The sequence below is a fragment of the Paenibacillus sp. PAMC21692 genome (assembly GCF_014303795.1).
GTDB classification, from domain to species: Bacteria; Bacillota; Bacilli; order Paenibacillales; family Paenibacillaceae; genus Pristimantibacillus; species Pristimantibacillus agaridevorans.
Window position 1 is genome coordinate 7,104,164 of the sequence record NZ_CP060293.1, and the last position, 13,404, is coordinate 7,117,567.

Annotated in this window: 14 protein-coding genes and 1 pseudogene; all 15 read right to left on the reverse strand. The window is 56.1% G+C overall.

Annotated features, from left to right (window positions below; genetic code table 11):
* Nucleotides 1–4: 4 nt before the first annotated feature.
* Nucleotides 5–742: an ABC transporter ATP-binding protein gene (locus H7F31_RS28620; RefSeq protein ID WP_187101580.1), complete on the reverse strand. Its 738-nt coding sequence runs from the start codon at nucleotides 740–742 to the stop codon at nucleotides 5–7.
* Entirely contained in the window at nucleotides 736–1,551 is an 816-nt protein-coding gene (gene cntD, locus H7F31_RS28625; RefSeq protein WP_187101581.1) for a staphylopine uptake ABC transporter ATP-binding protein CntD, read from the reverse strand. The genes H7F31_RS28620 and cntD overlap by 7 nt, the downstream gene beginning before the upstream one ends.
* Before the next feature lie 5 nt (nucleotides 1,552–1,556).
* Nucleotides 1,557–2,450 (reverse strand): staphylopine uptake ABC transporter permease subunit CntC, encoded by an 894-nt coding sequence (cntC, locus tag H7F31_RS28630; RefSeq protein WP_187101582.1) that lies wholly within the window; start codon nucleotides 2,448–2,450, stop codon nucleotides 1,557–1,559.
* Nucleotides 2,451–3,383, reverse strand: a complete 933-nt coding sequence (gene opp1B / locus H7F31_RS28635; RefSeq protein ID WP_187101583.1) for a nickel/cobalt ABC transporter permease — start codon at nucleotides 3,381–3,383, stop codon at nucleotides 2,451–2,453.
* A 71-nt stretch (nucleotides 3,384–3,454) separates the two neighbouring features.
* Nucleotides 3,455–5,068, reverse strand: coding sequence for a staphylopine-dependent metal ABC transporter substrate-binding lipoprotein (gene cntA, locus H7F31_RS28640; RefSeq protein ID WP_187101584.1), 1,614 nt, complete (start codon nucleotides 5,066–5,068; stop codon nucleotides 3,455–3,457).
* A 60-nt stretch (nucleotides 5,069–5,128) separates the two neighbouring features.
* The gene (gene rpmG / locus H7F31_RS28645; RefSeq protein WP_187101585.1) at nucleotides 5,129–5,278 is read right to left on the reverse strand and encodes a 50S ribosomal protein L33; all 150 of its coding nucleotides are present in this window, start codon (nucleotides 5,276–5,278) and stop codon (nucleotides 5,129–5,131) included.
* Between the two features lie 34 nt (nucleotides 5,279–5,312).
* Nucleotides 5,313–5,393: pseudogene (locus H7F31_RS34375) on the reverse strand (30S ribosomal protein S14); the annotation flags it as partial.
* A gap of 113 nt (nucleotides 5,394–5,506) precedes the next feature.
* Nucleotides 5,507–6,349: a DNA alkylation repair protein gene (locus H7F31_RS28650; RefSeq protein WP_187101586.1), complete on the reverse strand. Its 843-nt coding sequence runs from the start codon at nucleotides 6,347–6,349 to the stop codon at nucleotides 5,507–5,509.
* 135 nt (nucleotides 6,350–6,484) lie between these two features.
* Nucleotides 6,485–7,168 (reverse strand): Crp/Fnr family transcriptional regulator, encoded by a 684-nt coding sequence (locus H7F31_RS28655; RefSeq protein WP_187105589.1) that lies wholly within the window; start codon nucleotides 7,166–7,168, stop codon nucleotides 6,485–6,487.
* 20 nt (nucleotides 7,169–7,188) lie between these two features.
* A complete protein-coding gene (locus tag H7F31_RS28660) occupies nucleotides 7,189–7,962 on the reverse strand; it encodes a DeoR/GlpR family DNA-binding transcription regulator (protein ID WP_187101587.1) in 774 nt (257 codons plus the stop codon).
* A 56-nt stretch (nucleotides 7,963–8,018) separates the two neighbouring features.
* A complete protein-coding gene (locus H7F31_RS28665; protein ID WP_187101588.1) occupies nucleotides 8,019–9,095 on the reverse strand; it encodes an aldose 1-epimerase family protein in 1,077 nt (358 codons plus the stop codon).
* A 59-nt stretch (nucleotides 9,096–9,154) separates the two neighbouring features.
* Complete coding sequence (locus tag H7F31_RS28670; protein ID WP_261800573.1) at nucleotides 9,155–9,658, reverse strand: D-lyxose/D-mannose family sugar isomerase; 504 nt, start codon at nucleotides 9,656–9,658, stop codon at nucleotides 9,155–9,157.
* 73 nt (nucleotides 9,659–9,731) lie between these two features.
* On the reverse strand, nucleotides 9,732–10,973 hold the full coding sequence (locus H7F31_RS28675) for a carbohydrate kinase family protein (protein ID WP_187101590.1): 1,242 nt from the start codon (nucleotides 10,971–10,973) through the stop codon (nucleotides 9,732–9,734).
* Nucleotides 10,970–12,136, reverse strand: coding sequence for a Gfo/Idh/MocA family protein (locus H7F31_RS28680; protein WP_187101591.1), 1,167 nt, complete (start codon nucleotides 12,134–12,136; stop codon nucleotides 10,970–10,972). The genes H7F31_RS28675 and H7F31_RS28680 overlap by 4 nt, the downstream gene beginning before the upstream one ends.
* Complete coding sequence (locus H7F31_RS28685) at nucleotides 12,133–12,978, reverse strand: class I fructose-bisphosphate aldolase (RefSeq protein WP_187101592.1); 846 nt, start codon at nucleotides 12,976–12,978, stop codon at nucleotides 12,133–12,135. Before H7F31_RS28685 ends, H7F31_RS28680 begins: the two co-directional genes overlap by 4 nt.
* Nucleotides 12,979–13,404 lie beyond the last annotated feature (426 nt).

Sequence of the window (13,404 nt, forward strand, 5' to 3'; positions counted from 1 at the left end):
TCCTTTATACAATCACCTTGCGAAGCAATGCCTTGGCATAATCCGTCTCCACGTGCCCTAGTTGCTCCGTCTCGACGGTTTCCACGATTTCGCCGCTTTGCACGATCATGATCCGGTCGCACAGATAAGCAGCCGCCATAATGTCGTGCGTGATGAAGATATACCCCATACCGTAAGTATCTTTTAGCCCCTTCAGCAGCTCCAGCACTTGCATCTGGACGGACCCGTCCAAGGAGCTTATGGCTTCGTCCAGCAGCATGCATTGCGGGTTCGACGACACGGCCCGGGCGATGCAGACCCTCTGCGCCTCTCCCCCGGACAGCTCGTGCGGATATTTGTCCAAATACGATTCGTCCAGTCCAACCTGGCGCAGCAGCTCCGCGAGCTTCCTCGCATCCCATTGGCCGCCTATGAGCTTCAAGGGCTCCAGCAGCGCTTGGCGCACCGTGTAGAAGGGATGGATCGACGAGGTATAGTCCTGGAAGACGGCGCTGATCGTTCCGCGTCTCGCACGGCGGTCAGTGACGGGACGTCCTCCCCACGTCACGCGCCCTTCATCCGGCTTCTCGATGCCGAGCAGCAGCCGGCCGAGCGTCGACTTGCCGCTGCCGCTCTCCCCGATGATGCCAAGGGACTCGCCCTTGTTCCATTCCATATGGATCCGTCGCAGCACTTGCCGACGTTCTCCGCCAAGCCAGCCGTTCCCGCGGTACGACTTGCTCACGCCCTCAACCTTCAACAACGCGAGTCCCCCCCCATCAGTTGCAAATAACGGCTCCGGAGCGCTTCCTTGGACGAAACCAAATAACGGGTATAGGGATGGCTCGCCCCGCCGAAGATCCCGTCGATTCCCCCGCGCTCCACGATGAGCCCGTCCTTCATGACCAGCACTTCGTCCGCGATTCGGCGCACCACCCCCAGATCATGCGACACGAATACGATGGCGCTGCCGATTCGTCCCCGCAGCGCCACGAACTGTTCGACCACTTCGTATTGCGTGACGGCATCCAGCGCCGTCGTCGGTTCGTCCGCGATAATGACGTCGGGCTCCAATACGATGGCAAGCGCGATCATGGTCCGCTGCAGCATACCGCCGGACAATTCGTGCGGGTATCGCCCCATTACGGCGGATGGATCCGACAGTCCTACGCTCATCATGGCGGCAGACAGGCCGGCGACCATCTCGCTCCGGCTCCAGTCGCCATGCAAGGACAACGCCTCCAGCAGATAAGCTCCGACGGGACGCGACGGATCGAACGCGCGCATGCCGTTCTGCATGATCATGCACATCCGTTTGCCCCTGTAAGGGCGCATCTCCTTATCGGACAACCCCGTCAGATCGACGCCGTTCAACGCAACGCGTCCGGTCTGGCGGATAACGGGACGATTGAGCCGCATGAGCGCTTTGCAGGTCAGCGACTTGCCGCTGCCGCTCTCGCCGACGATAGCCAGGCACTCCCCTTGCGACAGCCGGAACGAGCTATCCGGCACCAGCACCTCGCCGCTTCCCCCGTCCCATATTCGCAAATGTTCCACTTCCAGCAAGCTCATCGGCTTCAGGCCGCCTCCTTCTTGCGCAAGCCGCGCTTGATTCCGCCGGCAAAGACGGAAGTTCTCTTGCCGGAAACGGCAAGCTTGGGATCCAGCGCCTTCTGCAGCGCGTCCGACAGAAAGTTGACGGCGGATACTACGGCAATGATGGCCAGCCCCGGCGCGAGCATGAGCTCCGGACGCGTGAACATGACCGACCGCGCTTCGTTCATCATCATGCCCCATTCCGCATGCGGCGCCTCGATGCCGAGCCCCAGGAAGGAGAGGCCGGAAATTTGCAGGATCATGGAGCCGAAAGCGCTGCTCGCGATGACCGCGATTTCCGGCAAGGCCGCCGGCGCGATATGGCGTCTCATGATGCCGAAATGCCCCATTCCCAACACTTTGGCGAATTTCACGTAGTCGGCGTCGGCGTATTGCATCACCGCGGTCCGAATGACCCGCGCGAACCATGCCCATTTCATGACGACGAACGCCAGCAATATATTCGCGAGCCCCGCCCCCAGCATGCCCACGATGGCAAGCGTCATCACGTAGCCGGGGAACGACAGCATGGCGTCGCAGACGCGCATCAGGATGGCGTCGATCCTCCCCCGGAAGTAGCCGGCGACAAAGCCGAGCGCGGCTCCGAAACACGCGGCGGCTCCAAGCGCGGCCAGCACCCAGAGCACGCTGGGGCGTATGCCGTAGATCAGGCGCGACAGAATGCAGCGTCCCAGATGGTCGTTGCCCAGCCAATAGCTCCAGGAAACTCCCGCGAACCGGAGCTCCATGTTGGCTTCGTTCGGCGGATGCGGGGCAAAGAGCGGGGCGAAGAGCCCGATCAGCAGCGTCGCCGCGACCACGGCGAGACTCGCGGCCGCCAGCCTATCCTTCAACAATCGCTTCAGCAGCTTCATCTAGAGCTCCTTCCTTAACCGGGGATTCATGGCCGCGTTGAGCACGTCCGATCCCGTATTGAACAGGACGAACGCGACCGCGAGCACGAGAACGTAGGCTTGAATGATGGGGAAGTCCCGGCCCAGAATGGAGGTGACGGTCAGCGTGCCGAGACCCGGCCAGGCGAATATATTTTCCACGACGACCGTGCTGCCCAGTATGATCGGTATGGCGAGACCGAAGACGGACACGGCCACCTGCAGCGAATTGCGAAGCACGTGCATGGTAAGCCTCCTCTCCGGAATGCCGCAGGCTCTTCCGTACAGGACGTAATCCTCGTTCAGGTTGCTCAGCATGGAACTTCGAACGACCCGGAAGTAGATGCCGGCGTAGCCGATCACGATGACCGCCACCGGAAGCACGAAGCTGCTCGCCGAATCCATTCCGCTCGTCGGAAGCAAATCCAGCTTCACGGCGAAATACCAGACCAAGAGCGCCGCCAGCCAATAGGCCGGCATGGAGGTGAGCAGGAAGGAGACGCCCCTGACCGAAAGGTCCAGCCACCTCCCCTCCCCCAAGGCGCACAAGACGCCCAGAACGATGGAAAGCGCGATGATGAACAGCGAGGAGACGATCGTAAGCTTCAGCGTGTTCATCAAGGCCGGACCTAGCAGGGACCATATCGGCTTGCCCGTTATGTAGGAATCCCCGAAGTCCAGCTGAAGGCTGGCGAGCAGCCAATCCCAGTACCTTGCAAGCAGCGGACGGTCCATGCCGAGCTCCGTCCTCGTGGCCGCGATCAGCTCTTCGGTGATCGACGGCACTCCTTGCGCATGCAGCACGACTTCGGCGGGATCCATGGGCGAGAGCCCGTTCAATATAAACGTCAAAAACGAGATGACGACCAGGAGCGGCGCAAGAGCGCCTACCCGCTTCAACACGTACAGACCCACGTCTTTTCCTCCTTTCTCTTCCCTTTCTCCCTTGCCCGTCTAACCGCAACCTTTCTGCTCAGGCCGCAGCCTTATTCGAAAGCCATTCGTTCAAACGGCAGTTCGAATTGCGTTTGCTTGAAGGAGATGCCTCCCAGATCCGAAGGCGCCACGACCGTCACGCTGCCGTTCGTAAGCGGGATGAACACGGCCTCCTCGTGCACGATCGTCAAAATATCCTTGTACAAGCCTTTCCTGGTCTCTTCGTCCGTGGACACCATGACCTGCTCGATCTTCGCGTACAGCTCCTCCGCCCGAGGGATGCCGCTCGTCGTGTGGAGATAGGCGTTGTCCGACGCGAAAGCCGTAATCGTGCTCTGCGGGTCGTAAGCAAGCCCCCACGTCTGGTTGAATAACAGATCGTAATCGCCCGACGATCTTCGGCCCGCGATCGCGGAGGATTCCTCGCCGACAAGGTCCAGCTTCATGCCGATCTTGAGCACTTCGCTCTGCAGCAGCTCCGCCTGCGTCTTCTGCGACGACGAGTTCACGTCGTAGTACAGCTTCATGGTCAGCTGTCGTCCGTCCTTCGACCGGATTTCGGCATCGCCGGCCGCCGTCCAGCCAGCCTCCTCCAGCAGCTTCGCGGCCGCATCGGGATCGTATGCCCTCTTCTCCAGTCCGACGTCCGCATAGTTGACGTTGGGCGAGAACAAGGCGTCGGCCGGCGTTTCCGTGCCGCCGAAGATGGTTCGGCTGATCGTCTCCCGGTCGATCGACTGCCAGATGGCTTCCCTGACGGCCTTCTCGCTGACGGGACTTGCGGTCTGGCTGCTGTTGGCGACGATCATCTTCGTATTCATGGGCTCGCTTCGAACGATTTGGTAATCGCCCGAATCCGCCAATCGCTGCATGGCGTCCACATCGATGCTGTCCGTTCCCCGGTCGTCCGTGAACACGAAGTTCACCTCGCCCTTCTGAAGCGCCAGCAGCGTCGTCTCCCCCGCAGGCAGTACCTTTGCCGTAAGCTTCTTCACGGCAGGCGCTCCGCCCCAATAGTCTTCATTCGCCTCGAAGCTGGCATATTGCTCCGTCACTTGCTCTTCAAGCCTGTAAGGGCCCGTTCCGTGATAACCCGTCACGCCGTCCTTCGTTTCCCCGTTCAGGAAGTCTTTGGGGGAGATGAATACGTAGGGCCGGGTCATGGACAATTCCAACAGCGTCGGATAATACGTTTCCGTCAGCGTCAGCTTGACGGTGAATTCGTCCACCGCGCTTACCTCGGCCAGCTTCGTGGACAGCTTGATCCAGGCGTGCTTGCTTCCGTTCCGTTGCACCGCGTCGATGTTTTGTTTCACGGCTTCGGCGTTGAACGGCTCCCCGTCATGAAACTTCACGTCCTTGCGCAGATGGAACGTATAGCTCTTGCCGTCCTCCGAGATGTCCCAGGATTCCGCCAAGAGCGGCTTGATGCCTTCCGGCGTATTCTCGACGAGCGATTCGTAGATGATCCCCTGCGCCGGCATGGATCCCGGGTACAAATGCGGATTCATGTCGTTGATGTCCTTGGCCGTCGCGTATACCAGCTCGCGAACCTCCGCCTCTGTGCCGGCGCTCCCGCCATTCCCTTTGTTCCCGCTGCATCCCGCCAGCATCGCGACCGCCAGAACGAATGCAAGCAGCACGACAATCTTGTTTCTTCCCATATGTAGAACGCCTCTCCCCACAAAAAGTAATGATTACAATTTTTCAACCTCTTTCGCCTCTTATCGCGTTTCCCTGTGAATCGTATATTTTTTGAGACGGGGAGAATATTTTCTGAACTCCAGCCGATCGGGATTCGTACGTTTGTTTTTGGTCGTCGTGTAATTCCGATCTCCGCACTCCGTGCAAGCCAACGTAATGGTCACTCGCATGATTTGCTCCTCCTTTCCCTTGATCCGGTTAGTTCAGCTGCTTTCGGATTTCCGCATAACGCGCAACCGTCGCTTGCCGTTTTTGCTCCTTGACGACCTTCGATTTTTTGGCCATTCTCATCATCTCCTTTTGTTTAATCGTAATAATTACATTTTATTAATAGTAATTAATACGATTTAAATTGTCAACCTATGAGAATGAAAAAAAAGGCGAGCGCATCAAGGCGCTCACCCATTTCCAGCTATATTTCTTTGCGCCCGAGACGTTATTCGCATCGTCGCTTTATGATTTGACGTTTCCAGCCAAGACCGGCACACGTCCGCCACCCAATCAGGCCGGGACTTGGCCGCATCATTTAACCAATTGGCGACCGAATCCTGAACGTACTTGGACGGGTCGGATTTTAACGGTTCTAGCAGCGGAAGCCCCTTCTCGGGATATTCCTTTAATTCCGTTATATGACGAGACCAAACACCTCGCGGACGTGTCACTTCAACGGCAAAACGTCTAACATTGGCATCCTCTGCCTGAACCCACTCACTCAACCTATGTATAGCGTGATTCAACTGCTCCGATACGGATTGACGGACGGCCATCCACGCGATTTCACGTACTCCGAAGTGACTATCCGCAGCAAAACGACGCATCTGATTTAGCTTATGATCCAGATCGAATTGGCTTAATCCAACTATGAAAGCTGCCCAACAGCGCACACTGTCGGAACGGTGTATTGCCAATTTTTCGAAATGCAACGAGTCCCCGTCGGTTTGTAGACCGATGGTTGTAAGCCACTTGTTTGCGATAGCAGGTATTACTTTCATAGTCGATTGTCCGTTTACCCTCTCCAGCTCCGAAAGCAGTGATTGGGTGTGTTGATCCAAGCCTAACTCGAGCAGAATCCGTTCGAGCAATTGAAAATGATCAACTGCAAGCCATTCCGTCAAGTTAACCGTTTCGATGCACCCGCTATTTAATAGATGGAGGACTTCCGGTTGAATTTCACTGGCCCTAACAGGTCCTGTCCGATTTTTGACCTCGCTTGGTATGGAGAAAACTTTATCTGTATTCATTTTTCATTTTTTTCCACTCCGGTATACTTTGGCTTGTAATTTTGGGGATTCATCCATTTTTCTTTGCTCCTTCATCATAGGGACAAATGCAAAAAATAGATGTAATGTAGATTACAAAACCCACAGCATCCGAAATTAATTCCGCTCGGGGGCAAGCAGATCATGCCTAACCGCTACGGTGCGGAATCCTGTACGGATTGCGCCAATTTCCGCAAGCTCCTTGAGCGCTACAGAGACAGCTTCTCGCGAAGCCCCCACCAGGCTGGAGATTTCCTGATGAGACAGATTCATCTTTATCCGGCTGTAACCGTCGTCTACTGTCTGAACTCCAAGGCGTTTGGACAAATCAACCAAGATGTAAATAATCCTGTCGTGCAAATTCCCGAGAGCCAGATTCTGCGCGAGACTGCTCAAATGGGATAAACGTTCGCTCATTGCCTTTATCATATTCATCATAAAATGCGGATGGCTAACCAGGTAGCTTTCAAACCGATCTTGATTCATCACGCAGATATCGCTTTCTTCAACAGCCTCGATAAATAGATCTTTTGTACCTAAGGAAATATCCTTCATATCCCCAAAAATATTTCCCTCGCCCAAAATATCCAAAGTGAAAGGTTTCCCCTCCCCATTGATGCGATACAACCGTACCTTCCCTCTCTTAACAAAATACAGCGATTCCGTGTTGGAGTCCGGCGTCTGGATCAAAGCCTGCTTCGGAAAGGTAGTAATGATCGTGAGCTTGTCCATCTCAATTAAGTCCTCCCTGGAAAGGGAATTCATCAAATTAAATTGGGACAAAAATTGAATCCGATCCATACTAGTACAGCTGTTCAACATCACTCAGTGGCCTCCTCCAACACTACGCCCGCTTCTTTGCAAGCGCGGAGCAGCCCCTCATCTGGAAGGCGATTCGTTATAATTCGATGCGCACCGGACAGGGGAGCGAATGAAATCAGAACCTTCGCGCCAAACTTGGTATGATCCAGCACAATATTCGTCTCCGTCGATTGGCGGATGGCGATCTGCTTGACTTCCGCTTCATTGATATTGGAGTTGCTGAAGCCATGCTCGACGTTAAGGCCTGTCGCGCCTAGAAAGATTCGGTCGAACGCCATGCCCGACATGTTTTGCGCTGCGATCGGGCCGACGAGAGAGCTCGTAGCCTCGACCAGCATGCCTCCGGTCATCAGCACGGGAATTTGTTTGCCGGACAGCTCGGCCGCCACATTCAACGCGTTCGTAACGACCGTTATATTCATGCCTGGCGTCAAATATTTAGCCACCTGCAATGTTGTCGTCCCGCCATCGATAAAAATCGAATCCCCCGGCCGAATCAAACTTGCGGCATGACGGCCGATCCGAATCTTCTCTTCCGTCAGAATGCCCGCCCTCTCTTGCAGAGCGATATCCTTGCCCACAAAAATGACTCCTCCGAAGGTCCGCTTGACCGCGCCGGTCTCCTCCAGCTTCTCGAGGTCGCGGCGGATTGTCATCTCCGTCACCTGGTAGGTTTGCTTCAGCGCCGCAATACGAAGCTCACCCTCCCGGGATATATGCTCCAGCATTTGCTGCTGTCTCGCATTCAAGGTTTGGTATATGTTCTGCCTCATTCGTTCCTGGCCTCCGATAATCTGGTTTCCCGCTATGCCTTCATTATCTCCGGCAACTACCCAACAATCAACTCCAACTTGTACGTTGTCGACTCCCCGGGCTGCAGCATAAACGGACCGCCATAACGCTGCTCGGCAGCTCGTCCCTCCACTCGGCAATTCGCCGGCTCCAGTCCAAGCACATGCTCGCCCGCCCCGGGCATCCGCCATTGAACAAGCAGCGGCAACGTATCCGCCGACCAACGCAATGTGACGCTGACCGGCCCCAGCACTCCGCCCGTGGGAAAAGAAGGATTGGCAATGGTCGCCTGGGCCATCCCATCCGCGTCGATTGCTTCGTTGCGCAATTGATGATAGTAGACGGTTTCCGCAATAGAGGCGTCCGGCGTTTCCCAGCGAGCCGCCCGGGCTAATACATCGGTCATATCGCTGATGCCGTCCATCGCGGGGGCCCCGCTCTCTCGAACCTCGCGATCGGCGGCAGGCAATACAATTTCCGTATGCTCTCCCAACAGCGGATAGCCAAAGTTAAAGTGATACAACATCATATGCGACGCCGGCTGGAAGCCGACGTTTTCCACCCGGTCGCTTATAACGATCCGGTTGTCGCCGAGCTTCCCGGTCAATTCGCGCGTAAGTCTAAGCTTGCTGCCAAACATCGCGGTCTCCTCGACAACGCCGGATACTCCCCATATCCGCTCATCGTCGACCCACTCCTCGCGGACGCTCACCAGAGAAGCCGGAGTATGATGGGCTCTGCCGTGCAGGCCGTAGCTTCCGGATTCGTCGACGGAAGGAGAACCCGCATGGGATAACCCGCAAGTCATCAGCAGGCCGCCGGAAGCGGTGCGAAGCCAATTCGTGCCGTCAGCGTCGTAATGCCCGGGATGAACATCGCCGTTCGGCGATTGCCAGGACAAAGGAACTCCCCAAAGCTGTGCCAAAGAGATGTCCATCCCTTTAGACGGAGTCACCTCGAACGCAAGACCGGCGCCTGTACGCACCTCTATGATTTCCACTCCCGCGGATTTGCCTTCCGTCAACGTCATCCGCCTTACTCCGCCTATTTGCCCCAGCTGTCCCACTCTGGCTTCTACCTCGCGGCGACTCCGTTTTTCTCCGTATAGCTGCATGCCGTTCGCTCCTTTGCCCAAGTACTTCTTCGATGAAAGGCTCCCCGGACAACCCGATTCTACTCGTCCTCAACCGTCACGGGCATTCTTACAATCGCAGGATCTGTAAAGATGTCCAGCTCATCCCGGCTGGTGCTGGAAAATTCCGATACGACCGCGCCTTCGGGTCCTCCCTGGAACCAGTGTTTCGTCCCGGGCGCAATCGTATACTGCTCGCCCGGATGGAGAACGATTTCATGAAATACCGTATAATGCGGCTCGCTTGCCGCAGGTACATTCGCCTGAGTGCGCGGAGTCGCTTCTCCTTCTACATACAGAAACACTTTCCCAGAGCGGCAGCGGAACGTCTCCATCTTGCCCGGCAAACCGTCCACGTCCGGATGAAGATGCTCCGGACATGTCTGCCCCGGAAATAACACAAGATCCTTCGCGCAATACCGATCCGTGTTCACGTACGTAATCAGTTCCAGTCCTTGCTCCTCCAGATGGCCAAGTCCGAAGCCCGCCACCTCGATCCCCGCGCGCTCCTCATCGGTCAATACGATTCCCGCTGCCGCAAGCATCTCCGCTGCGCGGGTTTGCGCCTTCCTCACTTCGCTTCTTCGTAACGTCATCTTGTCGCCGCCTCCTCCATGTTCAGCTTAGATCGTTCTCCCAAATCCCATACGATTGGCGGTGTGTCCAGCCGGGCAGAGGTAATGTCGCCTCGCGCTGCGTCCAACCCGATGCAATCCGACCCTGCACAGTCTCCCAGTCCGGAATGCCGCTGACCGCATCCGCTCTCTCCACATTGCAAGCTCCGACGCCTACCGCCCCTAGCAGCATCTTTTCGATCGTCAGTCCCTTGACCAGACCTGTAAGGAAGCCGGCAATCGTACAATCGCCCGCTCCAGTCGTACCGACGACATTGACGGAATAACAAGGAGCCAGCAGTTCCTTGTTCAGCCAATTATCCAGCCGTTCCGCATCGGGCGCGCACTTGCCCAAGCCGCGCAATCGCTCGGCGCTTGCCGTCGTCCGCACATACAAGCCGTGTTCGCCAAGCTTGATGCCAACAATCGCCGCTCCCATATCCAGCAGCTGCTGCGAAAGCGAACCCAGCAAAGGGCCTTCCGCCCAAGCCAGCAACTCCGTCGTGCCGTGCCGCTCGCTCAGCTCATTGTATTTGTCCGGCCGCAGCATATACAAGATCTCCTCGAAGCTCGGCAGGAACACGTCCACATACGGCAATGTTTCGGCGAGAATGGCCGCCCAATCCGCTTGCCCCGCCGGAGAATCGGGATCCGGCCTGGCGAGGTCGAGCGATACCGTCAATCCTTCCTCCTTCACGCCAGACAGCAGCGTCTTTAGCTCTGCTCCCTGCCGTTCGTACATCCGTCGCATAAGAGGCGGATAGCCGAAGTGAAACAGCTTTGCCCCCCGCAGCGACTCCATCGCGACATCCTCCGCCGTAAACGTATCGTTAGCTCCCGTACAATGCAGGAAGATCCGGTCCACATCGGGCGGACTGATGACAAGCGTATAGGAGCTATGTTCGTTCGGAGCGACAATCAGGCCTTCGGCAAGATCGTCCCCGTATTCACCAAGTATACTCCGTATGGCATCGCCGAACAGATCTTCCCCTATCTTGCCCATGAGCTTGACGGAGATGCCAAGGCGATGCAAGGCCAGCCCCGTATTGGAGACGGCTCCCCCAGTCGACAGCTGAGCCGGGCCAATGTCAACCAGCTTGCCGGGTGCAAGCAGATCCCCGATTCGCCCATGACCCTGATGCCCGCCTGGAGCATTTTTGTGTCCGCCATGAATCGCGGGGATGACATCCAGGCAAATATGTCCGGCTACGACAATATCCGGATTTGCGGCGCCTCGGCTGCTCACGCCAGCGTCCCCCAGTCGACAACGGCCGTTCCGCCTGTCCGCCCGGATTCCAAAGCCGCAGTGAACAGGCAATGGCTACCCGCCGCTTCCTCAGGCGTCGCGCAACGGAAGGGCTGCGAAATGCCTTGTTCGCCATGAACGACCTCGTCGCAGAAGGCCGCCCACATCTGCAAAATGGAATCCGTAAATCCGAATTCGAAGATCCCGCCCGTAATCGTGCCATAAGCGGATTTGTATGGCGCATCGACGATATGCCAAGCCTGCTGTCCGCCCGGCTTGTAAGGGAGTGAAGCGACCTGCTTCGGATTTTTGGTCGTAAACTCGGCCGACAGCTCCGTTCCCTGGATGCGAATAAACCATGTATTGGCATGACCCGGCGCAATTCGTTTGGTAGACAGAACCATCGGGAACTGCCCCTTGTCCGACTTCACCTCGCAAGCCAAAATCGCATTGTCCCAAGTCTCGCAAGGAGCGCTTCCGCCTTTTCCGTCAGGACGTTCCTCGACGATCTTGGACAGCAATGCCCGCACGCTCTCCGGCTTCCAGCCGAATCGAAGCGGCAAGTGAAGCACATGAAGCCCCAGATCGCCCATGCAGCCATATTCGCCGTTCGTTGCAATACGCCGCTTCCAGTTGATCGGCTTGCCCGGATCAAGATCGCTCGAATGCCAGAAGCCGGCCTCCACCTCGATTATTTGGCCGAATTTGCCTTCATTGACCCATTGTACGATCTGCTGAGCCCCCGGGTAAAACGGGAATTCGGACGAGCTCCGCACAACGACCTGCGGATTGTCCCGAATCGCCGCCATAATTTCTTCGTTCGCGCTGCGGTCGATGCCAAACGGTTTCTCGCCGAGCAGATGTTTCCCCGCACGAATAATATCGATATAGATTTGTTTATGAAGATTATGAGGCACGGCGCAGTATATCGCTTCAACCTTTGGATCCGCCAGCAGCTCCTTATAATCGGTATACGCTTGCTCCACAGTAGGAACATTGTCCTGGAACCACTGCGTTGCAGCCGGATTCGCGTCGCATACCGCCACAATGCGGGGCTCGAAATCCACGTCCGTCAGATGGCACCAGCGCGCCGCCGCGCTTGCGAATTCCTTGCCCATCAGCCCGCAGCCGATGACGCCGAACGAAATGATCGTTTTACTCATTGGTTGTTTGCTCCCTTCAGAATAGCCAGCGCTTGCTCCGCCGCAGCGCCTTCATGCACAATGCTCATCAGAGCGGCTGTCATGCCTGCAGGATCCGGATGCTGAACGACATTGCGCCCATACACGATTCCCGAAGCGCCTTGCTTCATCAATTCGACCGTACGATTGATAATCTCTTCGTCGCTTGCCCGTCCGCCGCCTCGAACCAATACCGGGATGCCGGAAGCGATCTCGATCACGCGGTGATACTCCTCCACGTTATCGCAAGGATCCGCCTTGATGACATCGGCGCCAAGCTCCACGCCTTGGCGGACCAAAGGCATGATCTTTTTAATGTCGCCGTCCACCATATAGCCGCCTTTCTCTTCGTTCGGCAGCATCACAAGCGGCTCAACCATCAGCGGCATGCCATACTTCTCGCATTCCGTCTTAAGAAGCGTGACATTGCGCACGCATTGATGATGCAGCTCCGGCTGTCCCGGAAGCAGCAGCAAATTCACGCACACGGCGACGGCGTCGAGCCGAACGGCTTGTTCGATCGCGCGGTCGATCAGCTCGCTGAATAGAAAACGCGGAAGCACGTTTCCGTAGATGTTCGCCGCATCCGTTCTCAGGACAAGCCCCGGCTTATGTTTGCCTGGAATATCTTGCAAATGCCTCGCCTGGCCTGCGCTTAACTGAATGCAATCCGGCCCCGCCTGAACAACCGTCGCAACGGCGTTTTTCATATTTTCAATGCCCGACAGGAATGAGAACTCGTTAAAAAAACCATGGTCAATCGCTACATCAAAACATTTTCCTTGCTCGCTAAACATCCGGTTTATTCTTGCTTTTGTAGACATGTCGATAACCTCTCCTTTTCGTTTGTAAAGTTTTATGTTCGTTTATAACATTATGATATACAAAAAGAACATGGATGTCTACTGGATTTTTGAGAGGCATCAAACTTTTCCAATTCGATGCTCTCACAGCTTCCGCAACCTTTTCACCCAAAAAACGTCTAGTGAATGTAGAAAAAATTCACTTTACAGCCGAGGTGATCCATCATCCATCCTTTTAAAATGAAACAACCTTCACTTTTTATCGGGAAGGTTGCACTCGCTGCCACAATCGTATTTGGCAGTACCAGTATGGCACCAAGCATAACTTCTCATCATGTCATACACTCAGCAGCAGCGGTCAATCCATTGACTTCGGAAGAGGCGGTAAAAGCTGCCCGAGATACGCGCTTAATTCCCCAGGATGCTGAAATTCGCTCAACCCGTCTT

Bases quoted from the DNA above. Each gene is read 5' to 3' on its own strand.
- rpmG (WP_187101585.1), bottom strand. From the start codon at position 5,278: ATGCGAGTGACCATTACGTTGGCTTGCACGGAGTGCGGAGATCGGAAT.
- H7F31_RS28685 (WP_187101592.1), bottom strand. From the start codon at position 12,978: ATGTCTACAAAAGCAAGAATAAACCGGATGTTTAGCGAGCAAGGAAAA.
- cntA (WP_187101584.1), bottom strand. From the start codon at position 5,068: ATGGGAAGAAACAAGATTGTCGTGCTGCTTGCATTCGTTCTGGCGGTC.
- H7F31_RS28665 (WP_187101588.1), bottom strand. From the start codon at position 9,095: ATGCAGCTATACGGAGAAAAACGGAGTCGCCGCGAGGTAGAAGCCAGA.
- cntD (WP_187101581.1), bottom strand. From the start codon at position 1,551: ATGAGCTTGCTGGAAGTGGAACATTTGCGAATATGGGACGGGGGAAGC.
- H7F31_RS28670 (WP_261800573.1), bottom strand. From the start codon at position 9,658: ATGCTTGCGGCAGCGGGAATCGTATTGACCGATGAGGAGCGCGCGGGG.
- cntC (WP_187101582.1), bottom strand. From the start codon at position 2,450: ATGAAGCTGCTGAAGCGATTGTTGAAGGATAGGCTGGCGGCCGCGAGT.
- H7F31_RS28655 (WP_187105589.1), bottom strand. From the start codon at position 7,168: ATGGATCGGATTCAATTTTTGTCCCAATTTAATTTGATGAATTCCCTT.
- H7F31_RS28650 (WP_187101586.1), bottom strand. From the start codon at position 6,349: ATGAATACAGATAAAGTTTTCTCCATACCAAGCGAGGTCAAAAATCGG.
- H7F31_RS28680 (WP_187101591.1), bottom strand. From the start codon at position 12,136: ATGAGTAAAACGATCATTTCGTTCGGCGTCATCGGCTGCGGGCTGATG.
- H7F31_RS28660 (WP_187101587.1), bottom strand. From the start codon at position 7,962: ATGAGGCAGAACATATACCAAACCTTGAATGCGAGACAGCAGCAAATG.